The organism is Sunxiuqinia sp. (assembly GCF_055140945.1).
Map to the genome: position 1 here is coordinate 19,211 of NZ_JBSQYS010000009.1, position 22,430 is coordinate 41,640.

The following is a 22,430-nucleotide window of genomic DNA, read 5'->3' on the forward strand; positions in this document are numbered from 1 at the left end:
TATGCATTAAAGCACTTCAGGTGCAAGCGAAATAATTTTCATGTTTTGATCACGAAGTTCCCTTGCAACAGGGCCAAAAATACGAGTTCCGCGCATTTCGCCTGTGTTGTTCAATAAAACGACCGCATTATCATCGAAACGGATATAAGATCCATCCTGACGACGTACTTCTTTTTTAGTGCGAACAACAATGGCTTTAGACACAGTTCCTTTTTTCAAATCACTACCGGCAATTGAACTTTTTACAGTCACAACAACCTTATCGCCTAGTGATGCATAGCGCTTTTTCGTACCGCCTAAAACGCGAATACAAAGCACCTCTCTGGCACCACTGTTATCGGCAACTGAACATCTTGATTCCTGTTGTATCATGATTACTTAGCTCTTTCAATAATTTCAACTAATCTCCAACGTTTGCTTTTACTCAAAGGTCGTGTTTCCATGATCTTTACAGTATCACCAACGCTGCAAGTGTTTGTTTCGTCGTGGGCGTACAATTTAGTCGTCTTGTTAACGAATTTCCCGTAAATCGGGTGTTTTTCTTTTCGTTTAACAGCAACAACAATACTTTTCTCCATACTGTCGCTCACGACAACGCCAACACGTTCTTTTCTCAGATTTCTTGCTTCCATTACTACAAATTAATTCTGATTTTGATTCAATTCCCTTTGACGCTTGATGGTCTGAAGGCGTGCAATGTTCTTGCGGGTTTCCGTGATTTTCATCGGGTTATCCAGCGGTGAAACTGCATGATTCATATTTAGACGTGTCAAGGTTTCCTTTTCCAATTGGATTCTTTCCAGAATTTCCTTGTCTGTTAATTCTTTAATTTCTGATGCTTTCATCATTAATCTTCTTTAATAGATTCAACATAGTCACGTCTAACAACAAACTTCGTAGTAACCGGTAGCTTTTGTGCTGCCAAACGTAAAGCTTCTTTCGCCATTTCGAATGGAACACCGTCTGCTTCGATTAAAATACGCCCCGGAGTAACCGGCGCTACGAATGCTTCAGGAGCACCTTTACCTTTACCCATACGTACTTCTGCAGGCTTCTTGGTAATCGGTTTATCTGGGAAAATGCGGATCCAAATTTGACCCTGACGTTGCATGTGACGAGTTACCGCAACCCTGGCTGCCTCAATTTGGCGCCCGGTAAGCCATGAACTTTGCAACGACTTTATACCAAAAGATCCGAATGCTAGTTCTGTACCACGTTGGGCATTCCCTTTCATTCGTCCTTTTTGGACTCTTCTAAATTTTGTCTTTTTCGGCTGTAACATCCTTTTTCAATTAAAAGGTTTTCGAATTATTTTCTTTTCTTTCTGAAACCGCCACTTCTGCCACCACCACGAGGACCACCTTGAGTGTTTTTCTGTCCCAGGTTTGGAGAAAGATCACGCTTTCCATAGACTTCGCCTTTACAAATCCAAACTTTAACACCGACTAAACCGGTTTTTGTTAAAGCTTCGGCAAGAGCATAATCAATATCAGCTCTTAGTGTGTGCAAAGGAGTACGACCGTCTTTATACATTTCAGAGCGCGCCATTTCAGCACCGTTCAAACGACCGGAAACTAAAATTTTAATTCCTTGCGCACCCATTCTCATCGTAGAGGCAATCGCCATCTTTGTAGCACGTCGGTAAGCAATTTTACCTTCAATTTGACGTGCAACATTATTAGCAACGATACGTGCATCAAGCTCAGGTCTTTTAATCTCAAAGATGTTGATCTGAACTTCCTTGCTGGTGATCTTCTTCAACTCCTCTTTCAATTTGTCAACTTCCTGACCACCTTTGCCAATAATAATACCGGGTCTTGACGTGTGAACGGTAATGGTAATCAGCTTCAAGGTTCTTTCGATAATGATCCTTGAAATACTTGCTTTTGCCAAACGGGCATTCAAGTATTCACGGATCTTGGTATCTTCAACCAGCTTATCACCATAGTCGTTTCCACCGAACCAGTTGGAATCCCATCCTCGGATGATCCCTAAACGATTACTGATTGGATTAACTTTCTGTCCCATGTATTACTATTTATTCGTTATCGTTTTCTAGATTCTTACTATCAACGCAAAGTGTAACGTGGTTAGAACGCTTGCGAATTCGGTGTGCACGGCCTTGTGGAGCCGGGCGAAGACGTTTTAACTGACGTCCTGAATCAACAGCGATCGTTTTCACATACAAATTGCTTTCTTCCAAACGAGCTCCCTCGTTTTTAGCCTGCCAGTTTGCAATGGCAGACATCAACAGTTTCTCAACTTTGCGAGAAGCTTCCTTTGAAGAAAACTTCAGTACATCTAGTGCCTTGTTTACTTCCATTCCGCGAACCATATCGGCAACAAGCCTCATTTTTCGTGGTGAAGTAGGGCAATCTTTCAGTACAGCGAAGTATTGTGATTTCCGAGCTTCTTTCAGCTCATTTGCTCTATTTCTTTTTCTAGCACCCATCGTAAATTCTTTTAATAGTTAATGAGAATCTCATGCCTTATCGTTTGTTACCGGCATGTCCCCTAAAAGTTCTTGTAGGTGCAAATTCGCCAAGCTTGTGGCCAACCATGTTTTCAGTTACGTAAACCGGAATAAATTTATTCCCGTTATGAACTGCGATAGTGTGCCCTACAAAGTCGGGAGAGATTACTGATGCTCTGGCCCAAGTCTTGATTACAGACTTTTTTCCTGATTCATTCATTACATCAACTTTTTTCTCAAGCTTATATGCAATAAAAGGGCCTTTTTTTAGTGAACGACTCATATCCTACTCCTTTAATTATTTCTTGCGTTTTTCTACAATGTACCTATTGGAAGACTTTTTCTTAGCACGGGTTTTATAACCTTTAGCTAACAAGCCTTTGCGTGAACGAGGGTGTCCTCCTGATGAACGTCCTTCACCACCACCCATTGGGTGATCGACAGGGTTCATCACAACACCACGTACGCGTGGTCTTCTTCCTAACCAACGAGAGCGACCTGCTTTTCCAGATCTTTCCAGGTTATGCTCTGTGTTTCCAACAGTACCAACTGTAGCTCGGCAAGCGACGAGTACCATTCTAGATTCGCCAGAAGGTAGTTTTACAATTGCATACTTTCCTTCGCGAGAGGTCAACTGTGCATAGGTTCCTGCACTTCGCACCATTACGCCACCTTGTCCAGGTTGAAGCTCAATATTGTGTACAATAGTACCTAGAGGAATTTCTTTAAGTGGAAGTGAGTTTCCTACCTCAGGAGCAACTCCGGTACCGCTCAATACTGTCTGTCCAACTTGCAATCCGTTGGGAGCCAGCATGTATCTTTTTTCACCATCGGCATAAACCAACAGTGCGATACGAGCAGTACGGTTCGGGTCGTACTGAATAGACTCTACACGCGCAGGGATACCGTCTTTTTCGCGTTTGAAATCAATCGCGCGGTATCTCTTCTTGTGCCCTCCACCTATATACCTCATTGTCATGCGTCCCTGGCTATTACGGCCACCGGACTTCTGCATGGGCTTCAACAATGATTTCTCAGGCGTTGATGCAGTAACGGTATCAAAAGCTCCAATAATTTTGTGCCTTTGACCCGGAGTAACTGGTTTTAATTTTCTTACTGCCATTTCCTATTATTATATATTACTGTAAAAATCAATTGCATCTCCATCAACCAATGTAATAACTGCTTTTTTATATGCAGCTGTTCTTCCACTAATAACTCCGGCTTTTGTATAGCGGCTTTTATTTTTGCCACCATAAACCATGGTATTAATCGAAGATACACTCACATTATACAGTTCTTCAACTGCTTGTTTGATTTGTTTCTTATCCGCTTCTCTGCGAACGAGAAATCCATAACGGTTCAGCTTTTCAGCCTGTTCCGTCATCTTTTCTGTCACTATGGGTTTTATCAAAATATCCATTACTTATCCCCTTTAAATCTTAAATTGTTCTTCGATTTTACCAACCGAACTTTCAAAAAAGATTACCTTATTAGCGTTCATTACCTGATAAGTACTTAACTCAGAAGCAGTTATAACAGATACGCCATGTAAATTTCTGGAGGACAAATATATGTTTTTATTTTCTTCTGGTAAAACGAAAAGAGACTTTTTATCGTTAATTTTCAGATTATTACTGATCATTGCCATCTCCTTTGTTCTTGGCGCTTCCAGAGAGAAGTCCTCAAGAATTAAAATATCGCTTGCTTTCGCTTTGTAACTCAATGCTGATTTACGAGCTAAAGCTTTTACTTTCTTGTTCAATTTGAAACCATAATTTCTTGGACGAGGTCCAAAAACACGACCACCACCTCTGAATACAGGTGACTTAATGCTACCTGCACGAGCTGTACCGGTACCTTTTTGTTTCTTGATCTTTTTAGTACTTCCAACAATTTCACCACGTTCAGTAGCTGAATGGGTTCCTTGACGTTTGTTGGCCAAGTATTGTTTTACATCAAGATAGATCGCGTGATCATTAGGTTCAATACCGAAAATTTGGTCTTGCAAATCGACCTTTTTCCCGGTTTCTTTTCCTGTTTTATCTAATACTTGTACTTCCATTACTGATTAATTATTACAAATGATCCTTTTGCTCCAGGAATTGATCCTTTAACAACTAATAGGTTACTTTCAGGAATTACTTTCAAGACCTTGAGGTCTTCGATCGTTTTTTGAGCACCGCCGGTACGACCAGCCATACGCATTCCTTTAAATACTCTGGAAGGGTAAGAAGACGCACCTAGCGAACCAGGAGCTCTTAAACGGTTGTGCTGACCGTGTGTGGCATCGCCAACTCCACGGAAATTGTAACGCTTTACAACCCCTTGAAATCCTTTACCTTTAGTTACGCCGGTTATATCGACCCAACCTTCTTCCTGGATTACATCAACAGTAATGGTATCACCAAGCTTGTAATCTCCTTCAACTTCTGTAAACTCGACAACTTTACGCTTTGGGTCCGTTCCAGCTTTCTGGAAGTGACCGAACTCAGCTTTGGTGGTGTTCTTTTCTTTCTTGTCACCAAACCCCAGCTGAATAGCGTCGTAGCCATCGGTTTCAGCTGTTTTCACTTGTGTTATAACACAAGGACCAGCCTCTATCACAGTGCATGGAATGTTCTTTCCCTCAACACTGAATACGGATGTCATTCCGATTTTTTTACCGATTATTCCTGCCATTTCTTTTTAATTTTTACAGGTTATCAAACTTTAATTTCTACTTCGACACCACTTGGCAATTCAAGCTTCATTAAGGCGTCGATAGTTTTAGCTGTTGAGCTGTAAATGTCGATCAAACGTTTGTATGAAGACACCTGAAATTGCTCACGTGATTTTTTGTTCACGAAAGTTGAACGTAACACTGTAAAAATGCGCTTGTGAGTTGGAAGTGGGATTGGCCCACTTACAACTGCACCTGTTGTTTTTACAGTCTTTACGATCTTTTCAGCTGACTTGTCAACCAAGTTATGATCATACGATTTCAGCTTAATTCTGATCTTTTGACTCATGATGAGATAAAATAATTATTTTATAATAATTCTACTTTTCCTTGCATTTCCTCAAGTACTTTCACAGCCATTTGTTTTGGCACTTCTTCGTAGTGTGAAAACTCCATAGATGAAGTTGCACGACCAGAAGAGAGTGTTCTCAATACAGTCACATAGCCGAAAATTTCTGAAAGAGGAACCGTTGCTTTAATAACTCTTGCACCAGCTTTCTCAGTCATTCCACCTACTTGGCCGCGTCGACGGTTCAAGTCACCAATAATATCACCCATGTATTCTTCAGGAGTAACAATCTCAGTCTTCATAATAGGCTCAAGCAATTTTGGACCTGCTTTTGAAGCTGCACTTTTGAACGCCTGACGGGCACAGATTTCGAATGACAGCTGATCCGAGTCAACGGCGTGGAATGATCCATCAAGTAATTCTACTTTCAGGCTGTCCAATTGGAATCCTGCTAACGGACCATTCAACATAGCTGTTTGAAAACCTTTTTGTACTGATGGAATGAATTCACGAGGAATACGTCCACCTTTTACGCTGTCGATAAATGTTAAACCTTCTTTGCCTTCTTCGGCAGGAGAAACTTTAACAATGATATCTGCGAATTTACCACGACCACCAGACTGTTTCTTGAATACTTCTCGTAATTCAATCTCTTCGCTAATGGCTTCTTTGTATGCAACCTGAGGTTTACCTTGGTTACATTCAACTTTAAATTCGCGTTTCAAACGGTCGATAATGATCTCCAGGTGAAGCTCACCCATACCACGAATAACCGTTTGACCTGATTCTTCATCAGTATTTACTTTGAATGTTGGATCTTCCTCGGCTAGTTTTGCCAATCCCATTCCAAGTTTATCTAAGTCCTTTTGTGTTTTTGGCTCTACAGCAATACCAATTACCGGTTCTGGAAAGTCCATGCTTTCCAATGTTATTTGATTCTTTTCGTCACACAACGTATCACCGGTGCGAATATCTTTAAAGCCTACAGCAGCGCAAATATCTCCGGCCTCGATAACATCTTTCGCATTTTGCTTATTTGAGTGCATTTGGTAAAGACGTGAAATCCGTTCCTTTTTGCCTGTCCTAGTATTGAACACCGTTGAGCCAGCATCAATTTTACCTGAATAAACACGAATAAAGCACAAACGACCAACAAATGGGTCGGTAGCAATTTTAAATGCTAAAGCCGAAAGAGGCTCTTCAACATTAGCGTGACGTACAACTTTGTCACCTGTTGATGGGTCTGAACCTATCAATTCACCTTTATCTAACGGGCTAGGCAAAAACTCAACAACAGCATCCAACAAACGTTGCACACCTTTATTTTTGAAAGCCGAACCACACATCATCGGAACGATTACATGCTTCAGTGTACCCTGGCGGATAACCGATATCAACTCTTCAGAAGTAATTGATTCCGGATCGTCGAAATAACGCTCCATAAGGGCATCATCCAACTCTGCAACCGACTCAACCATTTTTTCGCGGTATTCTTCAGCTAGTTCTTTCAGATTTTCCGGAATTTCTTCCATTTTATAATCCGTTCCAAGAGTAGCATCATCGTACCAACGGATCGCCTTCATTTCGATCAGGTCAATTACCCCTTCGAATTTTTCTTCAGCACCGATTGGAATTTGAATTGGAACCGGATTAGCACCCAATTTCTCTTTAACTTCATTCACTACATTGAAGAAATCTGCTCCAGAACGGTCCATTTTATTAACGAAGCCAATTCGTGGAACACCATATTTTTCGGCTTGACGCCAAACTGTTTCTGATTGGGCTTCAACACCACTTACGGCACAAAACAAAGCAACAGCACCATCCAAAATACGCAATGAACGCTCTACCTCTACGGTAAAGTCAACGTGTCCGGGAGTATCAATGATATTTACTTTATATTGCTGATCGGCGTGCTTCCAGAATGTGGTTGTCGCTGCAGAAGTAATGGTAATACCCCTCTCCTGCTCTTGCTCCATCCAGTCCATGGTAGCTGCACCGTCGTGCACCTCTCCAATACGGTGAGTGATTCCCGTATAATAGAGAATACGCTCTGTAGTGGTCGTTTTACCGGCATCAATGTGAGCCATGATGCCGATATTTCTTGTATATTTTAAATCTTTTGTTGCCATGTTAAACCAATATTAAAATCTGAAATGCGCAAAAGCACGGTTTGCCTCAGCCATACGGTGTGTGTCTTCTTTCTTTTTGAAAGCACCACCTTCATTATTGAACGCAGCCTGAATCTCAGCAGCCAACTTGTCTGCCATTGATTTACCAGAACGCTTGCGAGCATATAAGATTAAACTTTTGATAGAAACTGCCACTTTTCGTTCGGGGCGAATTTCCATAGGAACCTGGAATGTAGCACCACCGACACGGCGGCTTTTTACTTCTACTGCGGGAGTAATATTCTCCAACGCTTTTTTCCAGACATCAAGGGGTGAAAGCTCTTCGTTTTTCATACGTGATCCAACGATATCAAGAGCATCGTAGAATATTTGATATGCAACCGTTTTTTTTCCGTGTTGCATCATATCATTCACAAATCTTGTTACAAGAACGTCATTGAATTTAGGGTCTGGTAAAATGACCCTCTTCTTTGGTTTCGATTTTCTCATTCTTTCTTTTCTTTAGTGTTATTCTAATCGGTTGTTATCGATTTGGAGCTTCAGGTCTCCCGATCAGTATCGGGTTCATTTACTCAACCAAACCACTAAACTCGTCAATTCCAAAAATTATTTCTTGGGTTTTTTGGTACCGTACTTTGAACGTCTTTGAGTACGTCCTTCAACACCTGCTGTATCAAGTGCTCCTCTAACTAAGTGATAACGCACACCTGGTAAATCTTTCACCCTACCACCGCGCACTAATACAATAGAGTGCTCTTGTAGGTTATGACCTTCACCCGGAATGTAAGCATTCACTTCCTTTTGGTTCGTTAACCTTACCCTTGCAACTTTACGCATTGCTGAGTTTGGTTTCTTAGGTGTAGTTGTGTAAACACGTACACAAACACCTCGTTTTTGAGGACAAGCATCCAACGCACGAGACTTACTCTTCTCGACCTGCATGGTGCGTCCTTTTCTTACTAACTGTTGAATCGTTGGCATACAACTATTTAATTAATCATTAATATTTTTGCAAAATGGACTGCAAAGGTATTGAAAACTTCAATAAAATCAATGCATTCCACTTCCGTTTTTGACAGATTTCTCCAAAAACGGCACGCAAAAGTACTAATTTTCAGGAAAGAACAATAGCTTTTAAGGGTGTTTTTTCGATTTTATCCGAAATGAACAGAATAATCTATTTTGACTGGATAACCTTTTCTTTCAGAAGTGACTTGACTGGATTGATAAAACGCTGTATAAAACGTAAATCCTCTGTTATTATCTCAGCGTCTCCTTTCATTTCCTGGCTGAAAGTTAATTGAATGTTATAATTGGTTTCCAAGTCCTGGGGAAGTTCAATTTCTGCAATATAATTATCGTTTGTAGGTACCAAAGAAATGGTTTTAACAGTTCCACGCACCATGCCGTATTCCATGTACGGAAAATTATCAAACTGGATATTTACGCTCTGCCCGGCTTTCACTTTCCCTGCGCCACGAATAGGCAAAGTCACCCTACCAATAATCTTACTCTCTCGCTGAGGCACAACTGTAAATACAATTTCGCCATTTTTAACTTGCTGATTTTTGCTCCAAAAGTTTGTAAAAGTAACCTGTCCGTTAATCGGAGTTTTCAACACGAACGCTTTATTCCAATACTCCAGTCGACTTTTCAATACATTCAACGATTCAATCAACTCAGATTGTAATTTCAGTTTCTGATCTTCATATTCTTTTTCGGCAGCAATAACATCCTGTTGTAACTGAATAATATCTTGTTGAGTTTCTGCCAAATTTGTTCGTGCACCATTAAACGAATACTTCTTTTGAAGCATAGCAGATTCTGATTTTTTGAAATCAATCAACGAAATAACCTCCCGAGCGTACAAGCCTGAATCGCGCTGAAACTGCTCGTAAGCAATTTGATACTCATTTTCCAGAATTTGTCGCTGTGTCCACAAACGATCATAAAAAATCTTCTTCATGTGCTGCTGCTCCCGAAGCGACCGGATTTTTTGCGGATAAAAATTCAATCGTACAAAACTGATGTAATTATTATATAAGCGCAAGAATGATGAAAAATCAGCCTGAATATCACCCAATCGATAATCAGGTGTGAGCTTTTTATAATGTATTGTATCGAAAGTGGTGAAATATGGACTCAGTGCCTCCAGATCATCTTCCAATTTGATGACATTTTTATAATCAGCCGTGTTTTCCAATATTGCAATCAACTGATCTTTCTTTACTGTGTCGTTATCCTGAACAAATAACTGATCAATATTGCCAGCGTTTCGAGCGACAATATGTGCAGGCGGATTTTCAGAAAGAACAATAATTCGCGCCCGAATAATATCAGGATAATGAAACAACCATGATCCCAACAGAAAAAGCAACAGCAACAGCAAAATCATTGTTAGCCCGCTTCGCAACAACCACGAAGGCGATTTCCCAATGATTTCCTGAACTTCATCACTTCTTATTTCTATATTTTGATTGGTGTTTGGCATCAGCCTGTACAATATATTAATACGTTGTTCTAGTTTCCTAACTCGAGCTGGTTTTTTACCAAGTTATAATAAGCACCTTTTTTTGCAGTTAGCTCAGCATGATTTCCAACCTCAACAATCTCACCATGATCCAGCACCACGATTTGGTCAGCATTTTTCACCGTACTCAGCCGGTGCGCGACCACAACGACTGTCTTTCCTTCATAAACCCGGTTAAGGTTTTCCATAATGGCCTTTTCATTATTCGCATCAAGCGCATTGGTCGCTTCATCAAAAAATAAGTAATCAGGATTTTTATAAATCACACGGGCAATTAGAATTCGTTGTTTTTGCCCTTGACTCAAGCCGTGTCCATCTTGTCCAATCTTAGTATTATATCCCAGCGGCAAACCTTCAATAAAATCTTGAATATTGGCTGCCTTCACGGCAAACAAAAGCTTTTCCTTATCAACCGATTCATCACCTACAACAACATTATTGACAATCGTATCTGAAAAGATAAATCCATCTTGCATAACCGCCCCCACCTTTGTTCTCCACCACTGTTGTGAAAAATTTCTCAAATCAGTATCGCCTACTTTTATCGAACCGGAGACTGGCGGATAAAAACCTAAAAGCAGTTTAACCAGTGTCGTCTTTCCACTTCCACTTCCACCTACAATAGCGGTTACTTTTTGCTCTGGCAATTTCAGGTTAATTTGCTTTAAAACTTTCGGAGAATGAGGCCCCTCGTATTGAAAAACTAAATCTGAAATATCAATTGTACGACTTGCCGGCATCGTATTAATCCGCGGATCCTCCTTTCTCTCCTCGTCATCTTTATTGTGAATCTCGCCAAGCCTCTCCAGGCTAATTTTAGCATCCTGAGCCAGATGAAGAAAATTAATCAAATCAGACAAGGGTGCATTCAACTGACCGATAATATACTGAACAGCCAACATCATACCCAGTGTCATATTACCATTCAGAACAGCCATAGCGGCCAAGACTGTAATCACAATATTCTTGGTTTCATTGATAAAAACAGAACCGGCTTGCTGATACTGGTCAACGGACAGGTTTTGCACGTTCACCCTAAACAGCCGTGCCTGAATTCGCTCCCACTCCCACCGCTTTTGCTTTTCGTAATTATTCAATTTAATCTCCGGCATGCCATTGATTAACTGAATCAACATGCTTTGATTTTCACTCAACTGGGTAAATTTCTTATAATCGAGCTGACGACGGCGCTGCATAAACAAATACACCCAAACGACATACAAGACAGAACCGATAACAAAAACCAACAAAATCTTCCAACTATAAATAGCTAACACAATGCCAAACACGAACAAATTAAATAGTGAGAACAACACGCTGAGTGTTTGAGTGGTCAGAAATCGCTCAATCCGTCGATGATCCTGTATGCGCTGCATCAAATCGCCCAACATCTTGGTATCAAAAAAACCGATCGGCAATTTCATCAGCTTAATCAGGAAATCAGAAATAATGGAAATATTAATCCGGGTACTGATGTGAAGTAAAATCCAGGAGCGAACAAAGTCGACTGACATCTTACCAATAAATAACATCATCTGTGCGGCCAGCACTAAATAGATAAAACTGATATCCTGATTATTGATTCCGACATCAACAATGCTCTGGGTTAAGAAAGGAAAAATCAGTTGAATAATACTCGCGGCTAAAAATCCAATCAGTAATTGGTTTACCAATCTGCGATGCGGACGAACATAGCGCCACAAAAACGAAAAGCCGGTGCGGTCAGTAACTTCATCATCTTGCTCATAAAAAGCAGGAGTGGGCTGCAACATCAGACATATTCCTTTCTCCACTCCTTCTTTCATGGTCGCCAACCAATGTTTTTTAAATTCCTGCTCGTTATATTTCACCAAATCAAAAGCAGGATCGGCAACGTACACCTTCCCCTTTTTAACCTTATACACAACAACAAAATGATTCTGATCCCAGTGTATCACACAGGGTTTTGGCACATCTTTTATCAGCTGTTCGTAAGTGACTTTAGTTCCGAGACTGCGCATGCCGATTGACTCAGCAGCATCACTTATCCCCAGCAAAGAAACCCCCTCGCGTGAAATGTGAGATTGCTCGCGCAAGTAATTCAGGTTAAAATTGCGCCCATAGAATTTCGCAATCATTCGTAGGCAAGTCGGCCCACAGTCCATTGCATCAGGCTGCTTATAATGAGGAAAACGAGACATAGCGCATATTTACATCCTAAAAATAAAGGAATTAAGTGCTCGTACGCCAGTATTGTCGATTAGTTATTCACAATCAGAGGTTAATTATTACCTAGCACCCAATAGTAACAACAATAGCTACTTCCAGATAGCTCCCAAGTTTCGATCTCTGCCCGAGTACAATCATTCAAGTTGATTTGCTGACGAAATCAAATTTAAATGGCCCTACCTCTTCACTCTCGTCTATAGCAAATAAAATAAAAGCTTCAAGAATATCGGCGCAATCCATAGACAATCTAAATAAAACTCACAACAACGTTGTTCCTCCTTTCAACACTCATATCATACAGCGTTGATTTAACAGGCCTTTCAACTCGCAAGCGAAACGTATCTTCTTGGTGAATCCCGCCTACGAAAAATATAAAAAACGGCACTTCAACCCGAATCAATTCCACAAAACATTTTTATAACATATTTGCCCAAATTAAGCCCCGTTGTTTGTTAATAAATTATTACTAATTTTGGTAGCCACCATAGGAAAATCAACCTGCAAAAGCTTTTTTTTAACCAATAAAAACGAACAAATGAAAATCTATAAAACAGACGAAATCCGCAACATCGCACTAATCGGAAATGCTGGCAGTGGGAAAACCACCCTCGCAGAAGCCATGCTGTTCGAGGGTGGAGTAATCAATCGCCGTGGCGAGGTAACATCCAAAAACACAACTTCAGACTACCTCCCCATCGAGCACGAGTATGGCAACTCTGTTTTTTCCACCGTCCTTCACTCTTTCAGCAACAACAAAAAAATCAACATCATTGACACTCCGGGGATGGATGACTTCCGTGGAGGTGTTGTTTCTGCTCTCCATGTAGTTGGGTGCTCAATTATCACGGTTAATACTCCGCACGGAATCGAATCAGGCACAGAAACTGCCTTTCGGTACACAGAACAAGCTGGCAAACCAATGATCTTCGTTTTCAACCAACTGGATCATGAGAACGTCAATTTTGAACAAACTATCGACCAAGCCAAATCGATCTTTGGAAACAAAGTAACGATTGTCCAATATCCACTAAATGCGGGTGCTGGATTCGACTCAATCGTCGATGTGCTTAAAATGAAGCTATATAAATACCCGAAAGAAGGAGGAAAACCTGAGATTTCAGACATTCCTGCTGATGAAAAAGATCGTGCTGAAGAACTTCATAACGAGCTGGTTGAAATGGCTGCTGAAAATGACGAGAATTTAATGGAGCTCTATTTTGACAAAGGCACGTTAACAGAAGATGAAATGCGCCAGGGAATCAAACTAGGCATGATTGACCGTAGTTTATTTCCGGTATTCTGCACCGGGGCAAAACTCAACATGGGGGTTGGACGCTTATTGGAATTTATTGCCAATATTACGCCATCTCCAAACGAAGCTGTTGAAGTACCCGAAATCAATGGAAAAGAAGTTAAGAAAGGCGACGGCGCTCCTACCTCACTCATGGTTTTTAAAACAACCATTGAACAACACGTTGGAGAAATCACGTATTTCAAGGTGATGAGTGGAACCGTAAAAGAAGGTCAGGACCTAATCATTGCTAAAAACGGAAACAAAGAACGTATCTCTCAACTATTTGTATCTGCCGGAAGAAACCGAGACAAAGTTGATGCGATGAATGCAGGCGACATTGGAGCCACCGTAAAAATGAAAGATGTTGATGTCAACAACTCTTTAAGTGAAAAATCAGCCGGTTATAAATTTGCCGAAATTAAGTTTCCCACCTCTCGACACACCGTCGCATTAAAAGCAGTTAATGAAGCTGACGATGAAAAAGTAAGTGAAAGCTTCCAGAAACTTCACGATCAGGATCCTACTTACAAAGTTGAGTATTCTAAAGAACTGAAACAGATGCTGGTTCACTGTCAGGGAGAATACCACCTAAACACATTAAAGTGGTTCTATAATAACGAATTCAAATTGGATATTGAATTTGAAAAACCCAGAATCCCATACCGGGAAACCATCACTAAATTATCGCAAGCCGACTATCGGCACAAAAAGCAGTCAGGTGGTGCCGGACAATTTGGCGAAGTACATCTTTTCATCGAACCTTACATTGAAGGAGTAGAGCCTAAAACCATGGTTTCGATGAATGGGAAAGACCAAAAACTATCCCTTCGGGATACTCAGGAGCATCCTCTTGCCTGGGGAGGAAAACTAGTCTTTCACAATTGTATTGTAGGAGGTTCGATTGACGCACGTTTTTTACCTGCCATCATGAAAGGAATCATGGAAAAAATGGAAGAAGGACCACTGACAGGTTCATACGCGCGCGATATTCGTGTTTATGTATACGATGGCAAAATGCATCCGGTTGATTCCAATGAAATATCCTTCAAACTGGCTGGGCGTAACGCATTCTCAACAGCCTTTAAAAATGCGGGGCCAAAAATCCTCGAACCAATTTACAACCTGGAAGTTTTTGTGCAAAGCGATCGCATGGGAGATGTAATGAGCGACCTGCAAAGCCGCCGTGCTTTAATCATGGGAATGGGTAGCGAAAGAGGCTATGAAAAAATAAATGCGAAAGTTCCTTTAAAAGAAATGTACAAATACATCACTGCATTGAGCTCACTCACTCAGGGACGAGGCATGTTCTCGTTAGAATTTGATGGCTACGAAAAAGTTCCTCAAGAAGTACAAGATGAACTATTAAAAGCTTACGAAGCCGAATATGAAGAGGCATAACATCCAGTAGTTTTTAATCGTAAAAAGACAATACAAAAACCCAATAAACAGAAGACGCCGGATCGAACGATCCGGCGTCTTCTGTTTTACCTATTCACAGATACCGAAGCTCTGTACCAACTCCCGAAGTATTCTTCAAAGCCGCCACTGACAACCTATTCTTCTTCCTTACTCCTTTCTTTTTCTTCAACTATAAACCCCAAAAATGCGCATGGGTAAAATTACCTATTGACCCGCTTCCAGATGTTACGTAGATTGAATATGCGAAATTGCTATGCACTAACTCAATACCAATTAAGATTTTAAGATCTACTATTAATCTATTTAAAAATGAACAAATGAAAAAGGGTACAATGAAAATTTACAAAAAAGGTGTCATGTTGATATTATCAATGATGACATTTGGTTTATTATTGCAGAACTGCGACAACCAATCTGTTGTTGACGATGAGCTTTCAAGAGACTTAACATTAAAAAAATACTCAATCATGCTCCCTGAAGGAGTCGTTCCTCCCGCTCCCTGCAAGCAAGTTTGTCTTGTAGCAGGTCAGTATACGTACACCGGAACTGTTGATGTTGCATCTATGGATGGTGATGTTTACGTTACTTACAATATTACTGAGCCAGATATATACTTAATGGAAATTCACTTGGATATTTTCGATAGTGAAGATGATTTTAAAGCTCAGAAAAAAATTAGCAACGGCGGTGCGATCCCTGGAAAATTCACTTTTAAGAAGACTTGGGACGAGGAAGACAAGAAAACAAGCTTTACGGTAATGATACCTGCAGCTTATGTTGATGACCTGGAAAGCGAAGATGACTGCTATTTTATTGCGTCTCACGCAGCGCTATCTAACGGAGAAACTGCTTGGGGAGGACTTTGTGATGAAATTGACGGTGTTTCATTTAATAACGACGTACTTCAATTTCCAGGAAAGAACTGGTCGGTCTATTTTCAATATTGTATGGAAGAGTGTGACAATACCGTCAACTTCACCTATGCATGGGAAGATCTGATGAAAGACGGGGTTGATGGAAACGATGGTGACTACAATGACCTGGTCGTCCAGTCTGGCATTATCAAAACCGACGATCAATTAATGATTTCATTTTATGCTTCAGCCAGGGGTGCTGATTATGATCATGCATTCAAAATTAGAGTTCCAAAACTTGGAATTATAGGAGGCATGAGTGGAATTACTGGAGATGATGGCGTCGTTGAAGATGGAACAGACTATATCATTACGGTGTTCTCAAGCACAAAAGCCGAATTACCTGGCGAAGGAATAGCACCATATGGGTTTGCTGCAAATACCGTCATGACCGATACTGACTGCGATCCGGTTGGAACTGCTGATATAACGATCTCCATTAACAGTGATTTCGTTTATAATCCTGCAGAACCATACGATCCATTTATTACTGTTCATCCGGGAACACTAATTGCCTATGATCTAAACATCTGGGAACTTCACCCTCTGGATGGAGACACATGGCTAGATGCCGGAGGAGTTGAATATCCAAATGGAATCCTAATCCCATACAACTGGGAATGGCCCTATGAAAAAATCAACATCACAGAAGCGTATAATGGATTCAGCGGTGTTACTACATGGAATGCAAGCTGGTCAGAGACACTATCGGATCCCTCCAAAGTATTTGATGTGGATTGTGACTAAAGCCGACATAGACTCTTAAAATAGATAACATTAAAATGCCGAGCGGTGATCGCCCGGCATTTTAATATCCCGAAAATGAAACATTTAGACTCTTTACTTTTTTTTTCGAGTTCTGACTAAAGACTTTAAACGGCCAGTTAGTAATTTCCAAAAGAAATAAGCTCCCAGTCTTTTCCTCAAGTTAAAATCTATATTCTCTAAAGTGGCAATATAAAATTTATCTGCTGGTAAATGAATTAGAAAATTATCTCTGAAGCTCTTCCAACTGTTTTGAAAATGTAAAGTTGGCAGACTCCAAAATCGACTAATTCCCCGAAAGGAATTTACATCTGCAACATAAATACCACTGCGTAACATCCTTTCAATTGCTACTGATAGTAGAACTTCGTCTCCTTGATGATGAAAATTCCGATAGTTACTAAAATACAAATCGATATCAGTCTTAACCCATCCAGAAAGTTGTTTAAAGAATTTTTTATCTCCTCCAATAAATTCACCACCAGCCCAGATTCCAATCGATTTTTCATTCCCTAGAAAAAATTCTTTGTCGGCGATCAGCCTCTCTCTACTGTATGCAGGAAACCTCATATTCGTGACATCATAAAAGGTAGGAACATTTTTCTCTATACAGTTAATTAAATTCAAAGGAACATCTCCAATACACAATACATCATTATCAATTAATATATTGTAGTCTATTCCATCTTCTTTTGATACAAAGTATTTAAACACATCGAATTTGAAATGGGCAGAATAGAAATCAATTTCTTTCGGAACATTTAACGAAAAGCAAATTTCAACAATTTTCAATTCAGAGGAGTATCCTTCAAGAAAGCTTTTATCATTCGTCAGAACAACCAGATCACAGGAAGTAAAGCAAGCTAGAGATTTTTTAAGGGCTTCACAGCACTTGACGTGTATTTCAATTTGGGATTCGAAATTGCCTCTTACTCCATTTTTTGATAACGACCGAAACCTTTTATCAACATATAGCAAAGTGTAAAATCTAATTTTTTTCATAAGCAATTCTAACCACCCACCTAAAATCAATAATCAAAGATACATCAATTCATTAATTTTCAGTGGTTAAACAACTACGCTCAAACCAACTCAATTATTTCCCCCGAAACAAATGCACAAACCCGTGGGCAAAATGTTTCTGTCCATCACGACCTAACGCCTCAATAACATAGTAATACACACCAGGACTTGCATACCGCCCTCCTATTTTGCCGTCCCAGGCTGATTCACTTCTTGTATCGTAAAAACCTTGAATGTTATTATTCTCCCAACTGTGCACTTTCCTTCCCCATCGATTAAAAATCTGGATATTAATTGATTTCAAAGACTCATAGCCAACAATAAACTCATTATTAAACGGGTCACCATTGGGAGTAAACACATTTGGAACTCTTATGAAAGAGGTTGTAACCTCAATATACTCTTCAATATAAAATGTATCTCTACAAGCAACGCCATCCCCATTTTTAGTTGTAACTAACTTTACATTATAATTTCCGGAGTTTTCAAAAATATAGATCGGATTCTGATCAATCGCGGTCTGCATGATACTATCTTCAACAATCCCAACCTGGCTTTCTTCGAGCAAGTCCTCCTGACTGCGATAAAAAGACCACTCATATTGGTCAGCATTAGTTGAACTGCTCGTGAACGCGACCTCCAGAGGTGCTTCTCCTTCCATCGGGTTTGCAGTAAATGATGCGTCTGGAACGATCGACTGATAATTGACAGTTACTTCAACCTGGCAGCCAAAGCGATCAAAAACAGTCAACGTATAGTCTTTATCTTCTGATGGAGGTGAGAAAATTTGCGGGCTCAATACAGCTGCAACCTGATCGCCATCAACAGTCCATTTTACCTTTACATCTTTAACAACGGGCTTTTCTGCTCCGTTCGATAAGTCATAATAATTCAATTCCGCTTCTTCATCAATCGAAGCTGTCAACTGAAAATAATCACAAGTTGATTCGGTAATTTCAGCTGTTGCTGCATACCAGCTGTTCATCACCCAGGCAGTGTAAGTTTCAGTAACAGCTCCTGAGGTAATATTCACCCGATAGCCTCCATCAGCCAGATTCACAATTGTAGAAGTTGAACTTCCTGAATTATCCGTTTGAAAACCATCAAAACTTCCGGTACCCGAATTATATTTCAACCACTCAAACGAGGCCGCACCACTCGAAGAAGTTGCAGTTAGCTCCCCTGCATTTTCATCAGGAGCAACACAAAATACATAAATCTGATCCTGAGCGCCTGAACTATATTCAGTTGAAACGGAAGCATCAGCATCAGAAGAAATCTGCGCTTCTGTAAAAATTGGAAGAAACAACGCAAGCAATAAAAGTAAAAATTGGGTGTTTTGTATCAACTTCATCTTTCAAAAATCGTCTTAATTAATATGACAGTACAATATTAACGTTAAAAATTGATTTATCTTATGAATGACATTTCATTTTTAAGCTCTGAGAGCTTTGTTGAAAACTCACCCATGCCAATGCTGCAAAATAAAAAAATAGGTTATACTTTTGAAGCTGACTTTTGAAAAAACTCAAATTGTGGATTACCTCAACGAATTAAATGAAGCTCAGCGAAGTGCAGTTGAAAACACGGATGGCCCATCTTTGATCATTGCGGGTGCAGGATCCGGGAAAACGCGTGTACTCACCTACCGCATTGCCCATCTGCTAAAACAGGGAGCACGCCCCGGAAGTATCCTGTCCCTTACTTTCACCAACAAAGCAGCTAAGGAAATGAAAGAAAGAATTGCCAAAGTGGTGGGTTACAACACGGCCAAACATCTTTGGATGGGAACTTTTCACTCCATATTCGCTCGCATATTGCGAATGGAATCGGAAGCGCTTGGTTACCCTTCTAATTTCACGATTTACGATGCCGCCGATTCAAAAAGTTTGCTGAAAACGGTCATTAAGGATTTTAAGCTGGATGATAAAACCTACAAGCCCAACGTCGTCTCAAGCCGGATATCAGCTGCTAAAAACAGCTTGATTACTCCAGCGGCATACGCTACAAATGGTCAGGTAAGAGAATACGACATGAGTATTCGCATGCCGCGAATTGCTGAGATATACAAAGAATATGCCCGTCGTTGCTTCTTAGCCGGTGCTATGGATTTTGACGATTTACTACTGAAAACCAATATTTTATTTCGAGACAAAAAGGACATTTTGGCTAAATACCAGGAACGATTCGACTATGTTTTGGTAGATGAGTATCAGGATACAAATTTTGCCCAATACCTGATTGTGAAAAACCTGGCAGCCGCCCACAAAAATCTTTGTGTTGTTGGCGATGATGCTCAAAGCATCTATTCGTTTCGGGGTGCAAGAATCGAAAATATTTTAAATTTTCAGAAGGACTACCCCGAGCACCAAGTTTACAAACTGGAGCAAAACTACCGGTCAACACAAACCATTGTTAATGCGGCGAATAGCATCATTCAAAAGAATAAACGACAACTTCCGAAAAAGGTATTTTCGGAGAATGCTGAGGGAAACTTAATCAAAGTGTTCTCGGCTCTAACCGACAACGAAGAAGGTTATCTGGTGGCAAACGAAATCAGCGAAACCCGGATGCGCGAACACTTTCGATACGAGGACTATGCCATTTTGTATCGTACCAATGCCCAGTCACGTATTTTTGAGGAAGCACTGCGCAAGCGAAACATACCCTATAAAATTTATGGAGGCCTGTCGTTTTACCAGCGCAAGGAAATTAAAGATTTACTTTCTTATTTTCGGCTGGTTATCAACACGAAAGATAATGAGGCACTCAAGCGTATTATAAACTATCCGGCACGCGGAATTGGTGCTACAACGCTTTCCAAATTAGAGCAGGCAGCTATTGCTGTTGGATGCAGTGTCTTTGAGATCATCGTGCAAAGCGGCACTACAAACCACGCCGGACTAAACAAAGGAACCTTAAGCAAGGTGCAACAGTTTGCAGGCATCATCAAGCAGTTTCAGGAAAAAGCTGAAATTAGCGATGCTTACGAAATGGCTAGCGAAATTGCGACACAAACCAGCATATTGAAAGATCTATACAAAGATCAAACTCCTGAAGGGCTAAGTCGGTTTGAAAACATTCAGGAATTATTAAATGGTATTCAGGAATTCTCGATTAATGCCCGGGAGGAGGGCCAGCCCAACCAATTGGCAAACTACATGGAAGATGTGGCTCTGCTCACCGATCAGGACTCGGAAAAAGAAGAAGACCGGGATAAAGTAACAATGATGACCGTTCATTCCGCAAAAGGATTGGAGTTTAAAAATGTATTTATTGTTGGGGTTGAAGAGAACTTATTCCCATCAAGCCAGTTTGGAAATGTAACAGCCGAAGCTTTCGAGGAAGAACGACGTTTGTTTTATGTCGCCTTAACAAGAGCCGAAGAAAACGCTTACATCAGTTTTGCCAAACAACGATATCGCTGGGGAAAACTGGACTATTGCAATCCCAGTCGTTTTATTTCCGAGGTTGATGAAATATTTCTGGACATTCCGGATGAAAGCGACTTCGATTTTGACGAACTGCCATCACCCGATAAAGCAGTGCAAAAGCAATCATTTAGCAAGCCGTCGATCGCAGGTCGACGCCCCTCAACGAGCGATCAGCCCGGCTTGAACCAAAAGTTGGTGCAACTTCGGCAAGCAAAAAAGAAAGCACAGAACTTTGACGGGGATGATCCGCGCGACATTCAAACCGGGATGATGGTTGAACATCAACGTTTTGGAAAAGGAAAAGTACTACAGATTGAAGGAAGTTTTCCAAACCTAAAGGCCAATGTCTTTTTTCAAAATGCGGGGCAAAAGCAATTATTACTCAAATTTGCCAAACTAAAGATTGTATAATTGCAAACCGAAAATAACGGTTTCAAACAAACCTGAAAGTCAAGATTTTCGCAAATTAATTTGTAAGCAAAATAATTTCATTTAGCTTTGCATCTATTAGGGAATCTCCTTCACTTCAGATTATCAACTAAATTACCGAATCTGAACAACCTTGTTTGACACAAAAGTTTATTAGATTTTTTTAAATGGATTATAATTCAAATCGTAAAAAATTACCCCTTCCAGAATATGGGCGTAATATTCAAAATATGGTTGATCATGTGATGACCATTGAAGACAGAGCAGAACGCAACCTGGCGGCTCAAACCATTATCGATATTATGGGTAATCTGTATCCATACCTTCGTGATATTAACGATTTCAAGCACAAACTATGGGATCACTTGGCCATTATGGCTGATTTTAAATTGGACATCGATTATCCGTATGATCCACCGAAACCTGAAACATTTCAGGAACCTCCTAAGAAAGTTGAATACGCCAGCAATAACATTCGATTTCGCTATTACGGTAAAACGTTGGAGCTAATGGTTGAAAAGGCCGTTGAGTTTGAAGATGGAGAGGAAAAGGAAATTCTGATCACCATGCTGGCAAACCACATGAAAAAGAGCTACCTGACATGGAATAAAGATGCCGTTGATGACGATAAAATATACAAAGATTTGGAAATCCTATCAAAAGGACGAATCAAACGTGATGATTTAGATTTGGCAGAAACCCGGGACATTCTACAACGAAACGCTCCACGAAAAAAGCAAAACTCCAATCAAAACAGAGGCCCTAAAAAACACGTTAGAAAGTCATAATACGTTTATT

The 22,430-nt window shown here is 40.4% G+C and carries 23 protein-coding genes; 4 read left to right on the plus strand and 19 right to left on the minus strand.

Translation table 11 applies throughout. The features are described 5' to 3' along the window. Window positions 1–6: 6 nt before the first annotated feature. The 17 genes from rplN to ACTB00_RS05815 form a co-directional block, all read right to left on the minus strand. Window positions 7–372, minus strand: a complete 366-nt coding sequence (gene rplN, locus ACTB00_RS05735; protein ID WP_159520788.1) for a 50S ribosomal protein L14 — start codon at window positions 370–372, stop codon at window positions 7–9. Between the two features lie 2 nt (window positions 373–374). Then, window positions 375–632 carry a 30S ribosomal protein S17 gene (gene rpsQ, locus ACTB00_RS05740; RefSeq protein ID WP_159520790.1) on the minus strand — a complete coding sequence of 86 codons (258 nt, stop codon included), beginning with the start codon at window positions 630–632 and terminating at the stop codon, window positions 375–377. Between the two features lie 9 nt (window positions 633–641). Next, window positions 642–848: a 50S ribosomal protein L29 gene (gene rpmC / locus ACTB00_RS05745; protein WP_235934341.1), complete on the minus strand. Its 207-nt coding sequence runs from the start codon at window positions 846–848 to the stop codon at window positions 642–644. Beyond that, the gene (gene rplP / locus ACTB00_RS05750) at window positions 848–1,282 is read right to left on the minus strand and encodes a 50S ribosomal protein L16 (RefSeq protein WP_159520792.1); all 435 of its coding nucleotides are present in this window, start codon (window positions 1,280–1,282) and stop codon (window positions 848–850) included. The genes rpmC and rplP overlap by 1 nt, the downstream gene beginning before the upstream one ends. A 26-nt stretch (window positions 1,283–1,308) precedes the next feature. Beyond that, complete coding sequence (rpsC, locus tag ACTB00_RS05755; RefSeq protein WP_159520794.1) at window positions 1,309–2,028, minus strand: 30S ribosomal protein S3; 720 nt, start codon at window positions 2,026–2,028, stop codon at window positions 1,309–1,311. Between the two features lie 10 nt (window positions 2,029–2,038). Continuing rightward, window positions 2,039–2,452, minus strand: a complete 414-nt coding sequence (rplV, locus tag ACTB00_RS05760; protein ID WP_463298969.1) for a 50S ribosomal protein L22 — start codon at window positions 2,450–2,452, stop codon at window positions 2,039–2,041. A 37-nt stretch (window positions 2,453–2,489) separates the two neighbouring features. Further along, entirely contained in the window at window positions 2,490–2,756 is a 267-nt protein-coding gene (gene rpsS / locus ACTB00_RS05765) for a 30S ribosomal protein S19 (protein ID WP_159520798.1), read from the minus strand. Between the two features lie 15 nt (window positions 2,757–2,771). Beyond that, entirely contained in the window at window positions 2,772–3,596 is an 825-nt protein-coding gene (gene rplB, locus ACTB00_RS05770) for a 50S ribosomal protein L2 (protein ID WP_159520800.1), read from the minus strand. Between the two features lie 9 nt (window positions 3,597–3,605). Then, on the minus strand, window positions 3,606–3,896 hold the full coding sequence (rplW, locus tag ACTB00_RS05775) for a 50S ribosomal protein L23 (RefSeq protein ID WP_321287052.1): 291 nt from the start codon (window positions 3,894–3,896) through the stop codon (window positions 3,606–3,608). A 12-nt stretch (window positions 3,897–3,908) separates the two neighbouring features. Continuing rightward, window positions 3,909–4,538, minus strand: coding sequence for a 50S ribosomal protein L4 (rplD, locus tag ACTB00_RS05780; RefSeq protein ID WP_463298970.1), 630 nt, complete (start codon window positions 4,536–4,538; stop codon window positions 3,909–3,911). Beyond that, window positions 4,538–5,155: a 50S ribosomal protein L3 gene (rplC, locus tag ACTB00_RS05785; RefSeq protein WP_159520806.1), complete on the minus strand. Its 618-nt coding sequence runs from the start codon at window positions 5,153–5,155 to the stop codon at window positions 4,538–4,540. Before rplC ends, rplD begins: the two co-directional genes overlap by 1 nt. A gap of 23 nt (window positions 5,156–5,178) precedes the next feature. Continuing rightward, window positions 5,179–5,484 (minus strand): 30S ribosomal protein S10, encoded by a 306-nt coding sequence (gene rpsJ / locus ACTB00_RS05790; RefSeq protein ID WP_159520808.1) that lies wholly within the window; start codon window positions 5,482–5,484, stop codon window positions 5,179–5,181. A 20-nt stretch (window positions 5,485–5,504) separates the two neighbouring features. Next, a complete protein-coding gene (fusA, locus tag ACTB00_RS05795) occupies window positions 5,505–7,616 on the minus strand; it encodes an elongation factor G (protein ID WP_463298971.1) in 2,112 nt (703 codons plus the stop codon). 12 nt (window positions 7,617–7,628) lie between these two features. Beyond that, window positions 7,629–8,105, minus strand: a complete 477-nt coding sequence (gene rpsG, locus ACTB00_RS05800; RefSeq protein ID WP_159520811.1) for a 30S ribosomal protein S7 — start codon at window positions 8,103–8,105, stop codon at window positions 7,629–7,631. 117 nt (window positions 8,106–8,222) lie between these two features. After that, window positions 8,223–8,597, minus strand: a complete 375-nt coding sequence (rpsL, locus tag ACTB00_RS05805) for a 30S ribosomal protein S12 (RefSeq protein WP_159520813.1) — start codon at window positions 8,595–8,597, stop codon at window positions 8,223–8,225. A 196-nt stretch (window positions 8,598–8,793) separates the two neighbouring features. After that, window positions 8,794–10,107: an HlyD family secretion protein gene (locus tag ACTB00_RS05810; protein WP_463298972.1), complete on the minus strand. Its 1,314-nt coding sequence runs from the start codon at window positions 10,105–10,107 to the stop codon at window positions 8,794–8,796. A 29-nt stretch (window positions 10,108–10,136) separates the two neighbouring features. Next, a complete protein-coding gene (locus tag ACTB00_RS05815; protein ID WP_463298973.1) occupies window positions 10,137–12,326 on the minus strand; it encodes a peptidase domain-containing ABC transporter in 2,190 nt (729 codons plus the stop codon). 563 nt (window positions 12,327–12,889) lie between these two features. Between ACTB00_RS05815 and ACTB00_RS05820 the strand changes: the two genes are divergently transcribed. Together ACTB00_RS05820 and ACTB00_RS05825 are read left to right on the plus strand one after the other, a co-directional pair. Further along, entirely contained in the window at window positions 12,890–15,046 is a 2,157-nt protein-coding gene (locus tag ACTB00_RS05820) for an elongation factor G (protein ID WP_463298974.1), read from the plus strand. A 353-nt stretch (window positions 15,047–15,399) separates the two neighbouring features. Further along, entirely contained in the window at window positions 15,400–16,728 is a 1,329-nt protein-coding gene (locus tag ACTB00_RS05825) for a hypothetical protein (RefSeq protein WP_463298975.1), read from the plus strand. A gap of 93 nt (window positions 16,729–16,821) precedes the next feature. Here the strand turns inward: ACTB00_RS05825 and ACTB00_RS05830 are convergent, their stop codons facing one another. Together ACTB00_RS05830 and ACTB00_RS05835 are read right to left on the minus strand one after the other, a co-directional pair. Next, window positions 16,822–17,748 (minus strand): hypothetical protein, encoded by a 927-nt coding sequence (locus ACTB00_RS05830; protein ID WP_463298976.1) that lies wholly within the window; start codon window positions 17,746–17,748, stop codon window positions 16,822–16,824. Window positions 17,749–17,842: 94 nt separating this feature from the next. After that, window positions 17,843–19,123 (minus strand): T9SS type B sorting domain-containing protein, encoded by a 1,281-nt coding sequence (locus tag ACTB00_RS05835; RefSeq protein ID WP_463298977.1) that lies wholly within the window; start codon window positions 19,121–19,123, stop codon window positions 17,843–17,845. A gap of 181 nt (window positions 19,124–19,304) precedes the next feature. Here ACTB00_RS05835 and ACTB00_RS05840 point away from each other — a divergent pair, with 181 nt between their 5' ends. Beyond that, window positions 19,305–21,614 carry an ATP-dependent helicase gene (locus ACTB00_RS05840; protein WP_463298978.1) on the plus strand — a complete coding sequence of 770 codons (2,310 nt, stop codon included), beginning with the start codon at window positions 19,305–19,307 and terminating at the stop codon, window positions 21,612–21,614. A gap of 185 nt (window positions 21,615–21,799) precedes the next feature. Further along, the gene (locus ACTB00_RS05845; RefSeq protein WP_463298979.1) at window positions 21,800–22,420 is read left to right on the plus strand and encodes a DUF4290 domain-containing protein; all 621 of its coding nucleotides are present in this window, start codon (window positions 21,800–21,802) and stop codon (window positions 22,418–22,420) included. Window positions 22,421–22,430: the final 10 nt, after the last annotated feature.